This window comes from Halosolutus halophilus, assembly GCF_022869805.1.
Taxonomy (GTDB): domain Archaea; phylum Halobacteriota; class Halobacteria; order Halobacteriales; family Natrialbaceae; genus Halosolutus; species Halosolutus halophilus.
This window is the reverse complement of record NZ_CP094974.1, coordinates 530552-549302: the sequence shown is the minus strand read 5'-3', so window position 1 is coordinate 549302 and position 18751 is coordinate 530552. Positions and strand designations below refer to the sequence as shown.

Below are 18751 nucleotides of genomic sequence, written 5' to 3'. Positions count from 1 at the left end.
TCGAGGGAGGTCGCAGGGAAGCGAAGAATCGACCCGATCGTGTTATCGACGGGTGCCGGGCGGGGATTTCGTCGCGTCGAGGCTGACGGAAAACTCGTGACCGAACGGTGGCGTGTACGGGATGCCGATCGTCTCGTAGACGGCGACCGGGACGCTAATGTCGCCGAGAATGAGTTCCGACGGCGTCTCGCGCAGTCCCGTTTTCGGAAGGGCGAGCGTGAACGTTCGTGCGGGATGGATCGCGTCACCGGGCTCTTCTCCCGTCGTTGCATCGATACCGGATGGAACGTCCAGCGACAGCACCGTGGTCGCCGCGTCCTCGGCCCATCGGACGAGTTCTCGAGGCGAGCCACGGAGTGGCCCCTCGAGACCGTATCCGACGAGCGCGTCGACGACGAGACCCGGCGTATCGACGGCAGAGACGTCGGTCCGGATCGATTCCTCCATGCGATCGAGCAGATGGTACTGGCTCGCGACGACGCCCTCCAATTCCGCCGGCTGTCGATCGAGGACCACGGTAACCGGGATCTCTCGATTGGCGAGATGACGGGCGCACGCGAGGCCGCCACCGCCGTTACCACCCCCGCCGGCGAGGACGACGACCGGTTGCTCCTGGACGAGGTCCAGTGCCTCGCGGGCGAGTCCACGACCGGCCTGCTCCATCATCTGGAGCAGGGACAAGCCGTACTCTTCGACGGCGACCCGATCGACGTCACGCATCTCCTCGGCGGTAACTCCAGTCACGTCGAGGCCAGTCGGTGTCCGAAACGCGCCGGGATCCATACGTGCCATACGGTGACGCGGGTGAACAACCTTCGGACAGGACCAACGATCGTCGCCACGGGACGGTGTTACTACGAGGTTATCGCATTACTTCTAGCTTAGCTTACAACTATACCGGCTGGACGCATACGAGGTTACAGAAGGTACCCACACCATGGCTACTGACACACGAACGACGACATCGATTAGTACCGCTACGTCCACCGACTGGGCTGCAGGCGCGATCGGCGGCTTCGTCGGCAGCGTCTTCTTCGGGCTGATCATGCAGTACGTGATTCCAGCACCGATGCTCGAGATGGCGATCCCAGCGATGTACGGCATCGAAGGACCGGCCTTGCTCGCCGGGTGGGCGATCCACCAGTTCCACGGCGTCGTCCTCGGGCTGGCGTACGTCGCGCTCGTCCAGTTCGGACCGCTTCACGAACCGGCGACGCGGATCGGCCCCGCGATCGGCCTCGGGATCGGCTACGGCGTGCTGACGACCGTCGGGCTGGCCGTCCTCGTGATGCCGATCTGGCTGTCGATCGTCGGCTTTCCTATGGCGCCGCCGTTCCCGAACGTCGCGATTCCGGACACGTTCGTGAGCCTCGTCGGGCACGTCGTCTACGCCGTCCCCGTCGCGCTGGCGTACGCGCTGGTCGCTCGGAACTAGCGGTTCTTCCGCCGTCCGTGACGCTTTTTGCGAAGCGATCGAGCGAACACGGCAGTGGAACGATCAGTGTGAACTCCCGTTTCCACTTCTGGCCGACGAATCGAAGACGACGAGCGAGCGGTACGATCGCCCGTCAGATTCGGTGCCGTCGGGTCGTTCCACGACGTGGTCGGTCGGATGCTCGAGGCCGTCATCGTCGACGCGACCCGCGAGGGGCCGACGATCGAATACGTCCATCGTGGAACACACCCGGCCGATCGCCCCACCGTCGACGATCTTCTCGAACGAGTCGACGAATTCGCATCCGCTCGCGTGTAACGGCACCTCCCCTCTCTTGAGACGTCTCGAGTGGATGGGAGTCGACTGGAATCGTGTCGAGATGGAAGTCACGATCGTGCACGAACGGTGCACCAGCAGTCTCGAGGAAGTCGAAGACGCTGACCAGGTGTTCACCTTCTAACGAAAAGTGAACACGGCTCAGGCGTCTGCTGGCGAGATGGCAACCCGTGTCGAACTCGGTGCGCACGTCGAGGGATCTTGCTTGCCCTCTACGAACTCGTTTGATCTCGTGGATACACCCCGCCTGCGCTGCTGGACCGACTGATCGAAGACGCGCAGAAGGAACTCCAGCAACGATCGCTCTGCCAAGAACGGCCTGCCATCGTCATTCAACCGACCGCTGGGGCCCAGCGACAGACGAACGGGCGACGCCCTATCGCCAGTAGATTCGGGAACCCGCCCGGATACTGTTCGAGGATCGAGTGTCCGAACTCGCGTCGTGTGCCGTGCGAGACCGACTTCCGTTACTCCGACTCCTCGAACGGGGACCGCATCGATTCTTTCAACCGCTCCCAGATAAGCATCCCTTCTCCGTCGTCTTCGGTATTCGATCGTTCGTCGAGTTGTTCCTCTTTCTGTAGATTTGCTGCCTCGATCAGTTTCGCCGCTTCGCCGGCCCAGACGTAGAAGCCGACGATCGTTTCCCGCTTCACGTCCTCTATCGGTAACCCCGTATAGACGTTGACGACGCCACCGTCCTCGCGGTTGAGTTGACGGCGTCCCAGCATGCCGACCTCAACCCGTTTGTTCAGGTATCGAGTCACTGTACTCCGATCGTAGCCGAGTTGGTCGGCCACCTGTGATGCCGACGCCGCGCGCTGGTCGATGACGCACATGCAGATGTCGATTCCGGACTTCGGTAATCCGAACGCTTCCAACAGCACGGACTCCAACTCGGGCGTCTGGACGTCGATCGAACACGTCGTCACCCGACGCATCGACTCGCCGTGACACGACATCGACTCTGGCGGATCACGAACCGTGAGGCAAATATTCGGACACGTCTCACACTCGTAGATTCCGTAGAACTCGTCCTCGATGCTCCGTTCGTTCGCCCGTGAACTCCGCGACTCGAATTCTTCGACCAGCTCGTCTTCGTTCGGGTTATCAGTAGTCATCGATGTACGTTTGGTTGGTTGCCTGCAACTCACCGGCGTCCGGGATCAGTACCGGCACTCGTGAGATTCGCGGTGGAACCGATTCGATCGTTCAGCACGTGGACCAGGGTCTCGAATTTCGAAATCTCGGCCTCCAAGACGAGAGACAGCTATCGACGAGGGCCGAGTACGGATCACGACCGGAGAGATCCGGAAACGATTTCGGCCCACGACTGGATCCACGGTTCTCGAACGTGAATCCCTGTCCCGGTTGTGCGTCGTCGCTGCACAGAAGACGATCGGCTTCTTAGCCCAGACGCAATAAGACGGTCGGCCTCTCAGCCGATCTGTGATACCAGGCTACGCATGCGGGTATCGACTGGAACACCGGAACGTCACGATCGGCTGTGACGATCGAAATCCCTCGCGTGGCACAAAAATGAAGTGTCGAACCGTGACTCGGGTATCTACGATTCGTCCTCGAGTTTGCTCACGTCGACGTCGAAGGTTCCGTCCTCGTTTTCGACGAGGATCCCTTTGCGCTCGAGTTCTTCGGGGGTGTCGCCCGTGACGATCAACCGCTCGGAGATCGTCTGGCAATCGGAGTCAGTGGTCTGCTCGCGGTCCGTCTGTTCGTGTTCGTTCTGGGTGCGTTCGCTCTCGCTCTCGGAGTCGCTGTCGCTCCGAGCGCGATCACGGGTCTCGAGATCGTGTGCGCGCTCGCTTTCGTCGCGTTCACTTCGGACTCGCTTCCGTCGCGATCGTAGTCCCTGTCGTGTCGACTGTCGCGTTCGCTCTCGTTCAGGTCACGCTGGCTGTCGCGCTCGCTGACGTCGCGATCACGCTCGCTCTCGCGATGATCGTTGTCGTTTCTGTCTCGGCCGCTTTCACTCTCGCTCTCGCTTTCTTCGAGATCGTTCGTGTAATCGACCGTCTCGTTCAGGTGTTCGCTCACATCACATCGTTCGTCGTCCAGCGTGTAGACGACCGTCTGATCGTCCTCGGGGAGGACTGCACCGCTGGCGGTGATCACGCCGGCTAAGACGAGTCAGCCGACCAGTGTGACGACACCGAATTGGTCTATCATTGTTTGAGTTCCCAGATCTAGCTCGGTTGTCAGTATCCCGTCAGGGAGAACGCTAGACTACTCGTCTTTCGGGAGTTGCCCTCAAAAGAGGGAGACGAAGGCCCGGGTAGAACCGAGACGAATGGCTCCGGGGCGGGAAGTCACCACCAGAACCCCGCCGTCCGGAACCGTCGAGGACGTCCGACGGAATCGATCGACGGTACGTGGGTTCCCGGCCTCGCGTTCGATCGTCGTTCCACGGGGCCGGTGGATCGATGCGGACGGCGACCGTCAGTCGGACGCTGGGATGACGATCAGCGGCTGGTCGACGTTCTTGGCCAGCGTTGTGAGCACGTTCTGTGAGAGTACCCTGCGCCAGATCGATCGCTCGCGCGGAGTCAACACGACGGCGTCGGCCGAGTACTCGTCGGCGGCGTCGAGAATCGTTTGCCCGACGTTTTTTCCGTACCGGACGTCGGTCGAGACGGGGATCCCGACTCCGTCGAAACACTCCCTCGCGACGTCGAACACCGCGTCGACGCGTTCGTCGATGGCGTCACGATCGGCGTTCCGTTTCTCTCCGTGAACGACGTGAATCACGTGTACGCGGCAGTCCTTTCCCTCCAGATACGGGAGCACTGCGTGGCAGGTCGTGTGTGCATCTTCTCGATCCGCGAGCGGTAGTAGAACGTCTATTTCGACGAACGAGCGTGGCATGGGGTGACGATGTTCCGCTGGAGTACGCCGGTGTGTGACACGGGAACTCCATCGGGAGCTAGCACCCCTCGAAATATATCGGTGTCGCTCACGCGTTCGACACGGTATCTGCCGTGCGAATACTCGACGTCTCGATTGCGATTCACCGGAGACCGTTTCGGACTTCGCGACCTGTCTGACTGGGTTTCTCGACGAGCACGACGCGCTCCCGCTGTACGTTAGCGGTCTCGGCAGAGAAAACGGGACAGACACGGACAAGCGGCGTTCGGTGTACGGAATTGCGACTGGAACGGGCGACCGAATCCTGGTCCAACAGCGGATCGATCCGCCGACAGAGGCCGGGGTCTGGAGCGGTCCAACCGGTGCCCTGCTAGACGTTGCCCGGGCTCGAGGACAGCCGTCACTCGGCTTTATCGTGGACGCTTCGTCTCAGTTCCCCGACCCGGAAGCGGCGTGCGTGCTCATCGAACGGGCAATCGCTCCGATCGCCGGAGTGGATATCGACGTCGGTCCGCTCCGCGAACGCGCCGAAGGGATACGACAGGAGAAGCGGACGTTCGCCAAGGAGATGCACCGTCCGGACAACGACGAGAGTTCGAAGGCGGAACCGTTCCGCACGTATCAGTAAGCAGGTGAGTCCCGCGTCACCGGGGATATTAAGCCCACACTGGACACACTCTTCGGCATGGAAACGCACGTTGCGATCGTCGGTGCGTACGGCAGCGCCGGCGTGGCCGTCGCACAGCGACTCGCGGACGATCCGACGGTTCGGCTGACGCTCGTCGACGACGGCGACCCCGGTGGCGGACTCTGTATTCTCCGCGGCTGTATGCCGTCGAAAGAGGTACTCTCGGCCGCCGAACACCGGTTCGCGGCTCGCCACGATCCACGACTCGAGGGGCCGTTGCCGTCCGTCGACCTAGAGCGCGTCGTGGAGATCAAAAACGAACACACGACCGACTTCGCCGCACATCGCCGGGCCGCCGTCGATCGGCTAGCTGACCGGGAGAACGTAACGTTGCTCCGAGAGACCGCAACGTTCGTGGACGATCGAACGCTCCGGGTCGGCGATCGGACGCTCGAGCCCGAGTACGTCGTCGTTGCGACCGGCTCGAACGTCTTCGTGCCGCCGCTTCCCGGAATCGAGGACGTTCCGGTGTCGACGAGTGCGGACGTCCTCGACGCGACCGCGTTCGGCGACTCGGGAATCGTGATGGGGTTCGGCTACATCGGCATGGAACTGGTCCCGTATCTCGCGGAGGCCGGCGAGATGGATCTCACGGTGATCGAACACGACTCCCGGCCGCTCGACGAGGCGGACCCGCCGTTCGGCGACGCGCTCCTCGAATACTATCGCGAGGCGTTCGACGTCACCGTCCTCACCGAGACGGCAGAAAAACGCGTCGAGCCGACCGACGATGGCGGCGTTCGGATGTACGTCGAGGAAGACGACACCGAGCGAGCCATCGAAGCCGACCAGCTGTTCACCTTCACCGGGCGCCGGCCCGCGGTCGATCGACTCGGGCTCGAGCACACTGACCTCACGCCCGAACCCGGGTGGGTCCGGGAGACGATGCAGGCGCGAGCGGACGATCGGGTGTTCGTCGTCGGGGACGCCAACGGCAAGGAGCCGATCCTCCACGTCGCCAAAGAACAGGGGTTCACGGCAGCCGAGAATATCCGCGCCCACCGCGATGGTGAACCGCTCTCGGCGTACGAGAACGTCCACCACCACGTCGTGTTCTCGGGACTCGGCGTCCTGCCGTACGCTCGCGTCGGTCACTCGGCGGAGTCGGCCCGTGGAGCAGGCATCGAACACCTCGTAGTGACCAGAGAGACGACCAGCGATGGCGTCTTCAAGACGAAGAACGTGGCTGACGGGCTCGCGCGACTCGTCGTCGGAACGGACGGAACGGTCCTCGGCTGGCAGGGGCTACATTATCACGCCGACGCGATGGCCAAGACGATGCAGATCGTCGTCGAACTGGGGCTCGACGTTCGGGAGCTCCCCGACCGCGCGTACCACCCGACCACCCCGGAGATCCTCGACGGACTGTTCCGGGACGCCGCCGCCGAACTCGAGGACTAACACGGCGCGGGGATACCGAATCTGCCCTGGACGGGCGTGGATTTACTGTGGTCCGGATCATACGGAACGTATGAACGAGCACGACGCAGACGAGAACAACGGGGACGAGTACATCTGCGACATCTGTGAAGAGCGATTCGACTCGTCGGATGCCCTGGAGAAACACGTCCACGAGGTCGGCCTCGTCGAGTAGGACCGAACGGGATCGACTGCCGGGACCGAATCGTCTGCTTGCTTCTCGGAGCGCACATCCTCAGCAAGCAACCGTTTTTACGAACTGGCTCTGTGAAGGACTGACCCTCCCTGTAGAACGGAGTGTCGGCACCGTCGAAGGGTATGGTCACCGGGCATACGACTAGTAGCCCCCTTAATCGCCGCTGGTTCTCCAGAGCACCACTTCGCGCCACTGACACCTCACTTTGACGCTCCAGCTATGTCGACCTTTCCGGCGACGTACACCAGACTCGAGAGTAACAGGACGATTCCCAACGGCAACAGCCACGCGAACGTGGTCAACAGGAGGCCGCTCGCCTGAATTCCGAGGGCGATCAGGACGACCGGGCCACAGCAAACCGTGCCGGACAGCAGCGCGGGCAACGACGCGAACAGGCCGGTTCCCGCGCCGATCCCGCAGGCGGCAGGCTGCACGACCGCGAGGTAGGTCAGTCCGAGATTGATCCCGACGAGTCCGGCGATCAGGAGGCCGATCACCGCGTTGAGCGGCGACACCAGGAGTCGAACGACGCCGGTGTCGAGGAGCGCGACGGCCTCGAACGACGCCGGGCCGGTCCGGTCGAACATCCGGACCAGTGGATCGTCAACCACGACGATGTTCGCCGCCACGTCGGGTCGAAACGCCAGATCGCCGACGGCCCAGAGAAAGGCCGCGAGGTACCCGATCGCGACGACGGTTGCGATCGCCAGCGAGTCGTATCGCCGAACGACGAGTAGCGTCGCAGCCACCGTCTCGTCGACCCGTTGCTTCGGATTCGGATCGAATCGGCTCTCGGTACTCATTCGTGGACCACCGTCGACGGATAGTAGCCGTACCAGGCGAACCACATCGCGTCGAACGCGATCTCACGCTCGAACGGGAGTTCCTCGGGATCGTACTCGTCACCGTCGACGATGACGGTCCCGTCGGCGTATTCGACCGTTTCGTCGTCGGGATTCCTGTACACGTAGCCCGTGTCGAGTCCCTCGTCGTAGACGGTCACGTACGGAACGTCACTCACCGTCCCGTCGACGATCGTGCGCTCTCGGAGCGTCGCTTTTGGGACCGCGACCGCGCCATCGGCGTTCCGGGCCCCGACGACGACCGCCTGCGCAGGGAACCGGTCGTCTGTCGTGAGGGGACTGAACAGCGTATTCTCGTTCTCGTAGTAGCCGCTCCGGGGATTGTATCCCCCGTAGGGATCGTCGCCGTAATTGCGAACGTGGCCGGTCTCCTCCGTGAGCACGGTCGTCTCCGGATACGCCTCGCGCCACCGCTCCCACGTCGTCCAGGTCACCTGGAACTCTTCGAGATACGCCCCCTCGTGTGGGCCCCGGATACCCCAGGCGAGTATCTGAGGCCACCACGTCTCAGTCCCGCGATCGTACATGACGAGGTTGCTGTTGATCAGGCGACCGGAGACGCCGAACTCGCTCTCACCGCGGGAGAAGCCTTGCGCCGTCCCCGTCAGCGGACAGTAGGTCACCGCGACCGGTTCGCCGCCGCCGACGTCGTTGACGACTTCGTGCCAGACGAGGATGTACTGAGGGTAGGCCTTCGCCTCGCCGTTCAGGACGACGCCGAAGACCGGATCGCCGTCAGCCAGGTTGGTGGGTGGATCGTCGGCCGAGGTAAACTGCGGATCGTCGATCGAGGGGATGCCGTCCTGTCCCGGGCCGCCGGAGAGGTTCGCCTCGTCGAGTTCTCGAGTCGTGTACTCCTCGGGGAGCGGCCGATCGGCAGTCGGCGGGCCGCCAGTCGACCCGTTCACGTCACTTGCTCCGCGATCGAGAGCGCCGGAACTATCCAGACACCCTGTCAGGGCGGCGAGACCGACGCCTCCGGCCGAGCCGATACAATGCCGTCTGGAGATGCCGCCGGGTATTCGTCCGTCTGCCATGGGTATTGGAAGGCACGCCACCTCATTAACCGGACGTTGGTCGTGTGTGGCCGGCACACAGGCGCTTTTGAGTGTGTGATAGCTTCCGACCGAAACCTGCGTATGGACCAACACGAGGACGGGAAGCCGTCAGAGAGACAGGGCGGGGTCAGCCGAATCCGACGGCGAAGGACCCGTTCCCGAACGGGATCGATCGCCGACGAGTCCTGCAATCGTCGGCTACCATCGGAATGACCGCGACGGCGACGCTGTCGGGATGTCTGTCCGATTCGAACGGGCAGCCAGCACCGACGGGTTATCGGCGCCACCGATCACGAGCGAGATCGACCCCGATACCGACGCAGCCTACCTCTTCACCCCCGGATCGACGCCGTGATCGTGATCGACCTCGAGGAGCGGGTTGTCGATCGGGAACTCGATATTGCGTCTCCGATGCCATCGCGGATGAGGAGAACCCGACCCTTCAGCTCGAGGCGGGCACCAAGTACGTACTCATTGGGGGGAACGCCGACGGCCCGCAGCACAATTTCGCGCTCGAAGACGAGAACAGGGAGAATCTTCAAGCGTCCGAACTCGTCGGCGAAGGAGGGGCCACACAGACGGTCACGTTTAGGCTACCGAAGAGATGGCCGAGTATTACTGTCAGGTCCACCCCCAGAGTATGCGGGGAGATCGAAATCAGCAGACGATAGCCATGCCGAGGTCAAACCTCGACGGCGTCCATCTGCGCGGAGATGATTCGGATATCGAGTGTCGGTATTACTCTTCGGGAAGCGCGACCGGATCGCCGAGCCGAACCCCCATCGGTGCCGGCCCGGACGTCTCGTGTCCCCGAACGTAGCCGAGATAGAGGGCGCTGTTGACGATCCCGATGTGGCTGAACGCCTGCGGGTAGTTTCCGAGGTGTGCACCGGTTTCCGGATCGACTTCTTCTGCAAAGAGGCCGAGCGGATTCAGGTACGAAAGCAGCGATTCGAATCGGGACTCTGCCTCCTCAACGCGACCGGAAAGGGCGAGCGCGTCGATCAGCCAGCACGAGCAGAGGACGAACGCCCCTTCGTCGCCCGGGAGTCCGTCGTCGCCGTCGTACCGCTGCACGAAGACATCGTCCTCGACCAGTTTTTCTTCGATCGCGTCGAGCGTTTTCTGAACACGGGCGTCGTCGAAGGGCAGGAAGCCGACGATCGGGAGCAACAGCCCAGTCGCGTCGAGCGCGTCGGTTCCGTACGATTGTACGAACGCTTCGATGTCCTCGTCGTAGCCGTTCTCGAGGACGTCCGTCCGGATCGTCTCGCGGGTTTCTCGCCACGTCTCGAGTGGGGCGTCGTAGTCCCCCTCGGCCGCGATCGTGATCCCCCGATCGAGTGCAACCCAGCACATCACCTTCGAATAGACGAAGTGTTGGTTCCCACCGCGGACCTCCCAGATACCCGCGTCGCGCTCGCTCCAAATCTCGCGAACGTATTCGACGACATCGCGGATCCGGGACCATTCGTCGGCACCGAGTGTGCGCCCGTGCTGGCGCATCTCGTCGACGGCCAGCAGGAGTTCTCCGTAGATATCGAGTTGTCGCTGCTGTGCCGCTTCGTTTCCGATTCGGACCGGGCGGGAGCCCCGATACCCCTCGAAGTGATCGAGCTCCCGCTCCTCGAGGTCAGACTTGCCGTGAAGGCTGTACAGCGGCTGGATTGCCTCCGGGTCGTCGGCCTGACAGAGGTCCATGAACCAGTCGAAGTACTCGGACGCCTCGTCGACGGTCCCGAGATTCATCAAGGCCTGGACGGTAAACCCCGCGTCTCGCAGCCAGTTGAACCGGTAGTCCCAGTTACGAACACCACCGATGTCCTCGGGCAACGACGTGGTCGGCGCAGCGGCGATCGCCCCCGATTCGACGTGTGTGAGGAGCTTGAGAACGAGTTCCGAGCGGACGACTCTGTCGTGCCACGGTCCCTCGAATGCACAATCGTCCTCGGGGTCGCAGTTGTGAGCCCAGTCAGTCCAGTACTCGATCGTCTCGTCCAGCGCGGCATCCGGATCCGTATTCGCGTCCTCGGCACCCGTACACCGGAGCAGGAACCACTCCGTTTCGCCACCCTCGAGCGAGAGGTTCCCGGTGATGCGGCCGTCTTCGATCTCGAAGTCGATCGGACTCTCGAGCAGCGTCCGTTCGTCCGTTCCCTCGGCGAGCAGGCCTTTCTCCACCGATTCGATCGTCGTCTCCGTGCGGCCGTAATCGAACTGTGGGTCGAGTTCGACCTCGAGATCGACGGTACCGTCCGTACAGGAGACCTTACGGTAGAGAACCCGCTTCGGGTGGTCGACCCGATCGGCCGGGGGCAAGAAGTCTGTCACTGTCGCCGTTCCGTCGGTGGTCTCGAAGGTCGTCTCGAGGACGTTCGTGTCGTCGACGTACCGTCGATCCGTCTCGAAGGAGTCGGTCGGAACGATCCGAAATCGACCCCCGCGCTCGGCGTCGAGGATCGCGGCGAGGATGCTCGGTGACTCCAGATGCGGGAAGGGGAACCAGTCGACCGAGCCGTCCGGCGCGACGAGCGCGCACGTCTCGAGGTTGCCGACGACGCCGTAGGCTTCGATCGGCGGATACGCTCTGGACTCAGTCACCGACATCACCCGCAGTACGAATAGTGGCGTCGAACGCGGAGTACCCGAGGGGCGAGGCGATGTGCATGACGTACCGTTCGAGGACCAGCAGGAAAAAGAACGAGGGCCGCACTCGACCGAATGCGCCCGCGCGACGAAGAGACACCGCAGTCCACGTGAGTCGGGAATCGGCCCTCGAAGAAAACCCACCCCGTACCACCGATCTCCCAGCCAGACGTGACTTTCGTGCCATCGTCTGACCCACACAGCACGATCGGCGTGACCGCTACGGAGGAAAACCGCCGCTCAAAACGATTCTCGGCGAGATGGTCGTCGTGTGGTATCTCGATCGGGGTCTCGCGGACGACGGGTTTCCGGTCAACTGACGGATAAACCTGCGCGGACCCGGACGGAGAGTTACCCTCTGGGAGCCAGTAGCGGGGTCAGAAGGTGATGACTTCGTAGTCGTCACCGACGAGCGATCGGACGCTCGGATGACCATCGTGATCGTCGAGCGTCACGACGCCTGTCTCGTTAACTGCGTCCTCCACACCGAACGCACCGGCACAGAAGTCACAGGCGGCCGCATCGTCCCGAACAGCCTGATAGAGCTCGTGATAGTCGCTCTCTTCGTCTTCTAGCTCCGGAATCCACTGTGTCCCAGCACCATCGAAGATGAGTTCGACCTCGTCGCCGTCGGTTTCCGCGAATTCCTTGGCCGCTTCGAGACCGTTCACGAGACGTCCCACGTCGGCGTGCGATTCAGTACCTGCGAGGATTACGACTGCTGCTTTCGTCATTGCGAGTCCCAGTACAGCCGGCGGTTACAAAAGCTCACGCGAACGAATGAGTAACGGGGTTACGAATTGCTCACCCGCTTTTTTGGCGGCTAGTGGTGGTGCGTATCGGTGTCCGTTCCTGGTGTGAATCGCCCCGAGAACGCACGCTGGACGACTTCGGGTAGTGCTGGATGAATGTGGATCGCGTCCCGTATATCCTGGACCGTTCCTGACCCGGATTTCATCGCGACGACGACTTCCTGAACGAGCGTCGAAGCCTCCGGCCCGACGATGTGACAGCCGAGAATCTCTCCCTCCAGATCGATGAGTACAATCACGAAGCCATCAGCTTTCATCGCATCGCCCCTGGCAGTGTCCTGGTACTGATACGTGTTCGTGGCATATTCTTGGTCAGTAGCACGAAGGTCTCCCTCACGAGCGCCGACGCCTGCGACCTCCGGGGAGGCGAAGACGGCGAACGGCATCGCGCTGTAGTCGACTGGCTGGAGATCGGTCCCGAAGATGTTTCGAGCGGCTGTGCGGGCCTCGTGGTTGGCACTGTGTTTGAGTGGGTACTCGCCGACGATGTCGCCGAGGGCCCAGATGCCGTCCGCGGTCGTTCGCAGGTACTCGTCGGTCTCGATGAAGCCATCAGCGTCCGTCTCGACACCGGTCGCGTCGAGGTTCAGGGTATCGGAGTTCGGTACCCGTCCAGCGGCGATCAGCAACTCGTCGCCACGTACAGTCACGGGATCCTCGTCTTCGACGAGCCCCCCGTCGTCGCCGTACTCGTACGGTCGCGCTTCGACAGTTACGGTCCCATTGGCTTCCGAGGCGGCTGTAGCCGCGTGGCCGGTGTGGACGGCAAATCGATCGGCGTAGCGCTCGGTGAACGCGTCGGCCACCTCTTCGTCCGCTGTCGGGAGAAGCCGTGGTCGGCGACCGCCGATCGCGTCGTCCTCGCGACCGGGTTCTCCGACGGTCGACCCGATCCACCGCTGCCCCGGACCGGACGTGGACTGCACTACTGTCTTCACTGCGACGCGTATCTGTTCGTCGACGAATCGGTGTACGTGATGGGCAACGGCGACAGCGCCGCCACCGTGGCGATGCTCATGCTCAACTTCACCGACAGCGTCGACCTCCTGTTGCGGGGCGACGACCCCGACTGGAGCGACGAGACGGGCGCGTTGCTCGAGCACCACCCCGTCGATATCGTTCGCGAGGAGGTCACCGGCGTCCGGAACGGCGAGGACGGCTGGCTCGAGGCCCCGAGTTCGCCGATGGCACCGTCCGCGACTATCGCGGCGGCTTCGCGATGTACGGATCCAACTACAACAACGACCTGGCGGCGTCGCTCGGTGCAGATCTCACCGAGGACGGCACGGTCGTCGTCGACGATCACGGCCGAACGTCGGTCGACGGCCTCTACGCCGTCGGCGATCTGACCCCCGGCCACAACCAGATCCCCGTCGCGATGGGCCAGGGTGCGAAAGCGGGCATCGCCCTCCACAAGAGTCTCCGCGAGTTCCCGAAGTCGCTCGCGGAACTCCAGGCCGACGGGGCAGTCGAACCGCAAGACGTTCCCGGGATTTCCGCCGACTGACGGCAGCAGGCGAACACTCACTCGTCGGCAGAAGGTGATTGAAGTGGGTTCTTTCGAATCATCATCAATATCTGTATTTCGACGAGCACACGAACGAAGCGTCGGTTTCGGCTTCGAATTATCAGTATAGCGTTTGGCGGACGTTCAACTGCGTTGCCAGACCGGGATAGCATTTTGTTTGTACGGGTGGTGCTGAGAACCGATTTATTCGATGATCGAAGACACGCCTGATCGCTGTGTTCAAGGATCGATCGAACTGGGCACACGGCGCACCGGCGAATACGGAGGAAATAATTCGGAATAATATGGACCGGGAAAACGAAGAGAATTCACCAATAAGTAATATCCCCGGCGATCGGTTGCGTGTGACTGTCTGGATGCGCGGATTTGCCCCGACACCCGATCAACGGACGCTACTTGACCGGTTGAAGGGGCTACGTCAGGAAGGCGCTCTCGCTGACGTCTCGCTCCGGATCTGGGGACGGCAGATCGCTGCATCCCCATCCGTCATCGATGGGGACGATGTCGAACGGATCCGCAACCGGATTTCGGAGTTCGAATCCTGGGCCAGTCGGAACGGCTATTCCCTCGAACCGGCGTTCAAACGATGTGAGCAAACATCGATGGTCTCCGACGAGCGAACGGAAGTCGTCGTGTTACCGACCATCTGCCTCGCCCTATACGACGCCGACCGTCTCGTGGGCGTGTTTCCCTGCTCGGACAGTGATCGAACGACCACTGTTCATGACTGTGTAATACGACTGGAGAACGCTTCGACCGGCGTCGCAGTCGATGCCGGTCTGTAGACCGCTGGACAGGAGTGGACCCGCCGCTTCCGCCGGATAGCTCTGACGAGACTGGCTACTGAACGAGCGTTTCGACAAGAAAGTTTACCGACGACTCTCGATCGACCGACCGTTACCCCGTCCGCGGTGTAAGGTAGTGCGGTCGTGTGACGAAGGGACACACCCGGCCATGATTTGTATCGGTGCCCCCCTTCGAATCAGGGGAGGAAACACATCATGCCAGACTGCCATTCGTGCGGGGCATTCGTGACGTCACGATTTGCGCGGGTGTTCGGTGATAACGACCACGAGGTCTACGGGTGTCGCCAGTGCTTGCCAGTGAGCGATATCGTAGACGGTGGTCTCGCGAAACCGGACGACGAGGATACTAACCGAGGGAGGACGTGATTTTTCCAGTGATCTGCCTTGCTCCCCCTCGAATTTTCGCGTTCAAACACGGCTCAGAGAGTGTATGCAGTACAGTCAAAGAGGAGACTGCGTCGCTGGTTAGCTTCCGTCGCTCTGAGCAGGTATGCCGTGGTCGATGTGTACTTCCGGTGTGCTCGGTGATTTCGGTGCTGGGACACCGTTCCAGTCGACAATATGGATGTTCGCCATCTGTCCGGAGAACCGGAACCGCATCACGCCGGTCTCGATCGCGCCTTCGGCAGCGTGGTCCGTGACGACCGTTGCTTCCTCGAGTGGGTCTGCACCGACTAATTCGATATCGCCGTCGACGGTGATTTCGTAGGCCGATGGAACGCCTCTGCCGACGATCGTAATGAGATTTGGCAGCGTTTCGTCAGTCTCAGCGGGCATACTCTGATGACGCTATTCCGCCGACATAAGCCTTCTTTTTGACAAAAACGTCGGTCTCGGTGAACGTACGGTACGGCCGAAATGATATCCATGTTACATATCGACGTACTGGTTCTCCCACTCTCGGCGCTCGTAAATCGCTTCTTCTCCGGCGTCGGTGATCGCGTAGTAGTTCGTCCGGCGATCGAACTGTCCTTTCTCGACCAGTTCCTTGTTGACGAGGGTGTCGAGGTTTGGGTAGAGCCGGCCATGGTTGATCTCGCTGCTGTAGTACTGCTCGACTTTCTCCTTGACATCTTGGCCGGATGGCTGGTCGGCGCTTGCAATCACATACAACAAGTCGCGTTGGAAGCCGGTGAGGTCGTTCATCCCACGTGAGTCTTCAACGATGCTGCATTTGATTTCTTTTCATACTGGAATTCAAAATCAATAAAATGTGAAAATCTGAATCCGATAACTGTTCCAAAACGGTCTATCTAGTTTAGCACCGCCGTTTCCGCTTGTCCGTTGAGTGACTGGAAAGGTCGGTACGTGTTATAGTATTGTGCAAATTTACAATACACCCTGTGACGTTCGCACAACTGCCCACCCACGAGTTGTGGAAGCGGTCAACACGCTTCTTCAGTATGTGAAATCACGTTTCGATCAGGTTTCGTTCGACATAGTCGAACTGACCTCTCAATCCCAACCGAGAAAGGGCGGTCAGATAGCTGTAACCGTCGACGGAATATACCGTTCCAGAGAGATCGTGTTTCTCGGTTAATCGATGCAGGAACGCGGCGACTGAATCGGTGACTCGCCGTCCGAAGACTGCGACGTCGAAAATCAGCTTTGATCCGGTGTTTATTGCAACTTATACCCAAGACCGTTTCCCACTTATCTTGATAGTATTCTGATCAATGTCGCCTCTCGCTGGCTTCGTCGTCGCGGGTCACTTTGGGCGTTGTCGAGGATCTCTTTCCAGTCCCGGATCGCCTGTAAGCGTGGCTGTTGGATGTTCTCGGATCGCCGTTGCGTACGCCTCTCACTTTTCATCAGCACTCGTGACCCCCGTATTCGTTATTGTGGTGGACGATAACTACGGACCAATACATTACATCCATATGGTTGTAAAATGAGTGGGCGCCCGGTGCACACAGCCGCCATCGTCTAGCAAACCATCAATCTGCAATGTTTTCCGAAGACAATACAGGTGACTGGGCACTGCTCAGACGAGCCGTCCGCCCCAGCGAGTGTAACAGGAGCCGGTTAGATTTTGCAGAGCGCGACGACACCCGGCCAAGTAAGCTGCTCCGGGCAGGGCATCGAGTTCGTCTTCAGCAGGAACTCGCGCCGAGCGCGGCGAATACGGCGACTGGCAACAACCGGCGCCCAGGGCGTAGTCCCCGGTATCGTTGTGGCAGTATTCTGTCTGTTCTATCGATATATGATCGAGCTCTGTCAACTATTGGGCGTCGCACTCTGCTGTTTCCGTATCGAAGGACGCGAAAATAGAAACGGTAAAATATCTTATATTTTAGTCTTTGATGCCGGGTACTGGCGGCGTCTCGAGGGCCACAGGAAATGGAACCCGCAAGTCCGACACGACGCCGAGCACCGCAGACTCGCGCGGATGCGTCCGCCGGCGACCGCCACCCCTACGTTGCAAAAGACTGATTAGTTGGTGCTTCCGTTGTGGGGCATGGACAGGGATCCACTCCGGAACGCGCTGGAGGACGCGGGGTTGACCTCGTACCAGGCCGACGCCTACATCACGCTGTTAGAGCAGGGGATGATGCCGGCCGTGGAGGTTGCAAAGCAGTGTTCCGTCCCGGTGTCCCAGATTTACGACGTGCTCCGCGCGCTCGAGCGGATGGACTACATCGAGACGCACGATCAGGACAAACTCCACGCCCGCCCTAGAGAGCCGATCGACGTCCTCCGGGAACTGCGGACCCGGGGAGAGCGGATGAACGAGGCCGCGGACTCGATCGAGGACCGGTGGGAGCGGCCGGCCGTCAGCGACCACAAGGTCAGCGTCGTCAAGCACGAGGAGACGGTGATCGACCGCGCGCGAGACCTGATCCGGGACGCCGAGAGCTTCATCGAACTGTCCGCGAACGTCGACCAGTTCCGATCCCTGACGAGCGCCCTGGAGGACGCCCACGACCGCGGCGTCGTCGCGAAAGTAGCCGTGTACGGCGACGATCTGGACGAGTGGCTCGCGAACGCGGACCTCGAGGGAACGGTCTCGGAACTGCGCGCCTGCCGGATCCCGGGTCCGTTCCTGATCGTAACGGACCGCACCCGAACGTCCTTCACGCCGAACGACTGGGCCAACAGGCCGTTCGGCGTCCTGATCGACGACTACCTCCTCTCGTTTATCTTCCACTGGTACTTCCAGACGGGCGTCTGGGCGCTCTGGGAGACGGTCTACGAGGACACCGATCCGCCGTACGTCTACATGACCCTCGAGGAGTTCGTGCGCGACGTGGCGCCGCTGTGGGGGGACGTAGCGAACGTCGCAGTGACGATCGATGGAGCGTGGGTCGATACGAACGAATCCTGCGAGATCACCGGCGTCGTCACCGACATCTGGTACCCGGGCGTGTACCGCTCCGAGGGGCGCCCGTCGTTCGAGGAACTCGCCGGGTTCCTGCAACTGGAGCTCGCCGCGGACGGCAACCGGTACAGCGTCGGCGGGTGGGGCGCCGTCTACGAGGACATTGAGGCGGTTCGGATCACCCTCGAGGACGTCGAACTCGAAGAACCGACGAGCGCGGTCGGCGTCGCGAGCGGCGCCGACGGCGGGCCGGATATCGAGCGCGCGTCGGAAGACGACTGACCCGGACGCCCCCCGGCGATCACTCGACCGCCATCGCCCTCCGGATCGACGTCGAGCGCGGTGCCATCGGAGACCGTCGCCCCGACGATCGGTAGAGCCAAGTGCGAGTGCTCGCACACTGTCGTCGATGGCCGACACCTACTCGGATCGGTTCTGGAAGACGATCTGCGCGTACCGCGCCGCCGTCGTCCTGCTGCTGGGCCTCGAAGCCGTCCTGTTGATGCTTCTGCTGATCGCGCTGTGGCTACGCCCCGAGGACCCCGGGACGAGAACCGTCCTCGTCGTCGATTTCGCGCTCGTCGGCGCGGGCTTTCTCGCCGCGAGCTACGTCCTGTACCGCTGTCGGCAGCGCCGCCGGACCGCCTGATCGGTCGTCGAGCGCCCCGTCCCCGCGACGGACGAGTGCAGCGCCGTTCGTCGACTCCCGCCCGTGTGCTTCGTCCGTTGCGCGGTCGCCTACCAACCTACTGGTACCGCCGC

The 18751-nt window shown here is 61.7% G+C and carries 19 protein-coding genes and 3 pseudogenes; 10 read left to right on the top strand and 12 right to left on the bottom strand.

What is annotated here, in order from left to right; all coding sequences use genetic code 11:
* Positions 1–42: 42 nt before the first annotated feature.
* The gene (locus MUG98_RS02740) at positions 43–783 is read right to left on the bottom strand and encodes an NAD(P)H-hydrate epimerase (RefSeq protein WP_265110651.1); all 741 of its coding nucleotides are present in this window, start codon (positions 781–783) and stop codon (positions 43–45) included.
* 154 nt (positions 784–937) lie between these two features.
* On the opposite strand from MUG98_RS02740, the gene MUG98_RS02735 reads away from it, so the two are divergent.
* A complete protein-coding gene (locus MUG98_RS02735) occupies positions 938–1435 on the top strand; it encodes a hypothetical protein (RefSeq protein ID WP_265110650.1) in 498 nt (165 codons plus the stop codon).
* Between the two features lie 177 nt (positions 1436–1612).
* Entirely contained in the window at positions 1613–1753 is a 141-nt protein-coding gene (locus MUG98_RS02730; protein WP_265110649.1) for a hypothetical protein, read from the top strand.
* A gap of 485 nt (positions 1754–2238) precedes the next feature.
* On the opposite strand, the gene MUG98_RS02725 is transcribed toward MUG98_RS02730, so the two are convergent.
* The 3 genes from MUG98_RS02725 to MUG98_RS02715 all read right to left on the bottom strand — a co-directional run bounded on the left by MUG98_RS02725 (position 2239) and on the right by MUG98_RS02715 (position 4654).
* Positions 2239–2892 (bottom strand): transcriptional regulator, encoded by a 654-nt coding sequence (locus tag MUG98_RS02725; RefSeq protein ID WP_265112569.1) that lies wholly within the window; start codon positions 2890–2892, stop codon positions 2239–2241.
* 553 nt (positions 2893–3445) lie between these two features.
* Entirely contained in the window at positions 3446–3904 is a 459-nt protein-coding gene (locus tag MUG98_RS02720) for a hypothetical protein (RefSeq protein ID WP_265110648.1), read from the bottom strand.
* Positions 3905–4228: 324 nt separating this feature from the next.
* Complete coding sequence (locus MUG98_RS02715) at positions 4229–4654, bottom strand: universal stress protein (RefSeq protein WP_265110647.1); 426 nt, start codon at positions 4652–4654, stop codon at positions 4229–4231.
* Between the two features lie 34 nt (positions 4655–4688).
* Between MUG98_RS02715 and MUG98_RS02710 the strand changes: the two genes are divergently transcribed.
* The 3 genes from MUG98_RS02710 (at position 4689) to MUG98_RS02700 (ending at position 6936) form a co-directional block, all read left to right on the top strand.
* The gene (locus tag MUG98_RS02710; RefSeq protein ID WP_265110646.1) at positions 4689–5282 is read left to right on the top strand and encodes a proteasome assembly chaperone family protein; all 594 of its coding nucleotides are present in this window, start codon (positions 4689–4691) and stop codon (positions 5280–5282) included.
* A 57-nt stretch (positions 5283–5339) separates the two neighbouring features.
* A complete protein-coding gene (locus MUG98_RS02705; RefSeq protein WP_265110645.1) occupies positions 5340–6743 on the top strand; it encodes a dihydrolipoyl dehydrogenase family protein in 1404 nt (467 codons plus the stop codon).
* A 70-nt stretch (positions 6744–6813) separates the two neighbouring features.
* Positions 6814–6936, top strand: a complete 123-nt coding sequence (locus tag MUG98_RS02700) for a hypothetical protein (RefSeq protein WP_265110644.1) — start codon at positions 6814–6816, stop codon at positions 6934–6936.
* A gap of 221 nt (positions 6937–7157) precedes the next feature.
* Here the strand turns inward: MUG98_RS02700 and MUG98_RS02695 are convergent, their stop codons facing one another.
* The 5 genes and pseudogenes from MUG98_RS02695 to MUG98_RS02675 all read right to left on the bottom strand — a co-directional run.
* Complete coding sequence (locus MUG98_RS02695) at positions 7158–7760, bottom strand: hypothetical protein (RefSeq protein WP_265110643.1); 603 nt, start codon at positions 7758–7760, stop codon at positions 7158–7160.
* On the bottom strand, positions 7757–8857 hold the full coding sequence (locus tag MUG98_RS02690) for a DUF3179 domain-containing protein (RefSeq protein ID WP_265110642.1): 1101 nt from the start codon (positions 8855–8857) through the stop codon (positions 7757–7759). Before MUG98_RS02690 ends, MUG98_RS02695 begins: the two co-directional genes overlap by 4 nt.
* Before the next feature lie 759 nt (positions 8858–9616).
* Positions 9617–11485, bottom strand: a complete 1869-nt coding sequence (locus MUG98_RS02685; protein ID WP_265110641.1) for a glycoside hydrolase family 15 protein — start codon at positions 11483–11485, stop codon at positions 9617–9619.
* A gap of 416 nt (positions 11486–11901) precedes the next feature.
* Positions 11902–12258: a hypothetical protein gene (locus MUG98_RS02680; protein WP_265110640.1), complete on the bottom strand. Its 357-nt coding sequence runs from the start codon at positions 12256–12258 to the stop codon at positions 11902–11904.
* Positions 12259–12347: 89 nt separating this feature from the next.
* Positions 12348–13196, bottom strand: a pseudogene (locus tag MUG98_RS02675) (FAD-dependent oxidoreductase); the annotation flags it as partial.
* Here MUG98_RS02675 and MUG98_RS02670 point away from each other — a divergent pair.
* From MUG98_RS02670 to MUG98_RS25480, 3 genes and pseudogenes are all read left to right on the top strand, one after another.
* Positions 13182–13843, top strand: a pseudogene (locus tag MUG98_RS02670) (NAD(P)/FAD-dependent oxidoreductase); the annotation flags it as partial. The pseudogenes MUG98_RS02675 and MUG98_RS02670 sit on opposite strands and share 15 nt — an antisense overlap.
* Before the next feature lie 305 nt (positions 13844–14148).
* The gene (locus tag MUG98_RS02665) at positions 14149–14649 is read left to right on the top strand and encodes an HTH domain-containing protein (protein ID WP_265110639.1); all 501 of its coding nucleotides are present in this window, start codon (positions 14149–14151) and stop codon (positions 14647–14649) included.
* 216 nt (positions 14650–14865) lie between these two features.
* On the top strand, positions 14866–15036 hold the full coding sequence (locus MUG98_RS25480; RefSeq protein WP_425601075.1) for a DUF7563 family protein: 171 nt from the start codon (positions 14866–14868) through the stop codon (positions 15034–15036).
* 99 nt (positions 15037–15135) lie between these two features.
* Here MUG98_RS25480 and MUG98_RS02660 read toward each other — a convergent pair whose 3' ends face one another.
* The 3 genes and pseudogenes from MUG98_RS02660 to MUG98_RS02650 all read right to left on the bottom strand — a co-directional run.
* Positions 15136–15447, bottom strand: coding sequence for a hypothetical protein (locus tag MUG98_RS02660; RefSeq protein ID WP_265110638.1), 312 nt, complete (start codon positions 15445–15447; stop codon positions 15136–15138).
* A 93-nt stretch (positions 15448–15540) separates the two neighbouring features.
* Positions 15541–15816 carry a PadR family transcriptional regulator gene (locus tag MUG98_RS02655; RefSeq protein WP_265110637.1) on the bottom strand — a complete coding sequence of 92 codons (276 nt, stop codon included), beginning with the start codon at positions 15814–15816 and terminating at the stop codon, positions 15541–15543.
* A gap of 107 nt (positions 15817–15923) precedes the next feature.
* Positions 15924–16378 (bottom strand): annotated as a pseudogene (locus tag MUG98_RS02650) (transposase domain-containing protein); the annotation flags it as partial.
* 750 nt (positions 16379–17128) lie between these two features.
* On the opposite strand from MUG98_RS02650, the gene MUG98_RS02645 reads away from it, so the two are divergent.
* Both MUG98_RS02645 and MUG98_RS02640 read left to right on the top strand, forming a co-directional pair.
* The gene (locus tag MUG98_RS02645) at positions 17129–18271 is read left to right on the top strand and encodes a TrmB family transcriptional regulator (RefSeq protein WP_265110636.1); all 1143 of its coding nucleotides are present in this window, start codon (positions 17129–17131) and stop codon (positions 18269–18271) included.
* Positions 18272–18398: 127 nt separating this feature from the next.
* On the top strand, positions 18399–18638 hold the full coding sequence (locus MUG98_RS02640; protein ID WP_265110635.1) for a hypothetical protein: 240 nt from the start codon (positions 18399–18401) through the stop codon (positions 18636–18638).
* The last annotated feature ends 113 nt before the right edge of the window (positions 18639–18751 follow it).

Coding starts and splice junctions, on each gene's coding strand:
- MUG98_RS02645 (WP_265110636.1), top strand. CDS start 17,129: ATGGACAGGGATCCACTCCGGAACGCGCTGGAGGACGCGGGGTTGACC.
- MUG98_RS02700 (WP_265110644.1), top strand. CDS start 6,814: ATGAACGAGCACGACGCAGACGAGAACAACGGGGACGAGTACATCTGC.
- MUG98_RS02730 (WP_265110649.1), top strand. CDS start 1,613: ATGCTCGAGGCCGTCATCGTCGACGCGACCCGCGAGGGGCCGACGATC.
- MUG98_RS02705 (WP_265110645.1), top strand. CDS start 5,340: ATGGAAACGCACGTTGCGATCGTCGGTGCGTACGGCAGCGCCGGCGTG.
- MUG98_RS02660 (WP_265110638.1), bottom strand. CDS start 15,447: ATGCCCGCTGAGACTGACGAAACGCTGCCAAATCTCATTACGATCGTC.
- MUG98_RS02695 (WP_265110643.1), bottom strand. CDS start 7,760: ATGAGTACCGAGAGCCGATTCGATCCGAATCCGAAGCAACGGGTCGAC.
- MUG98_RS02735 (WP_265110650.1), top strand. CDS start 938: ATGGCTACTGACACACGAACGACGACATCGATTAGTACCGCTACGTCC.
- MUG98_RS02665 (WP_265110639.1), top strand. CDS start 14,149: ATGGACCGGGAAAACGAAGAGAATTCACCAATAAGTAATATCCCCGGC.
- MUG98_RS02640 (WP_265110635.1), top strand. CDS start 18,399: ATGGCCGACACCTACTCGGATCGGTTCTGGAAGACGATCTGCGCGTAC.
- MUG98_RS02725 (WP_265112569.1), bottom strand. CDS start 2,892: ATGACTACTGATAACCCGAACGAAGACGAGCTGGTCGAAGAATTCGAG.
- MUG98_RS02685 (WP_265110641.1), bottom strand. CDS start 11,485: ATGTCGGTGACTGAGTCCAGAGCGTATCCGCCGATCGAAGCCTACGGC.
- MUG98_RS25480 (WP_425601075.1), top strand. CDS start 14,866: ATGCCAGACTGCCATTCGTGCGGGGCATTCGTGACGTCACGATTTGCG.
- MUG98_RS02715 (WP_265110647.1), bottom strand. CDS start 4,654: ATGCCACGCTCGTTCGTCGAAATAGACGTTCTACTACCGCTCGCGGAT.
- MUG98_RS02690 (WP_265110642.1), bottom strand. CDS start 8,857: ATGGCAGACGGACGAATACCCGGCGGCATCTCCAGACGGCATTGTATC.
- MUG98_RS02655 (WP_265110637.1), bottom strand. CDS start 15,816: ATGAACGACCTCACCGGCTTCCAACGCGACTTGTTGTATGTGATTGCA.
- MUG98_RS02740 (WP_265110651.1), bottom strand. CDS start 783: ATGGATCCCGGCGCGTTTCGGACACCGACTGGCCTCGACGTGACTGGA.
- MUG98_RS02680 (WP_265110640.1), bottom strand. CDS start 12,258: ATGACGAAAGCAGCAGTCGTAATCCTCGCAGGTACTGAATCGCACGCC.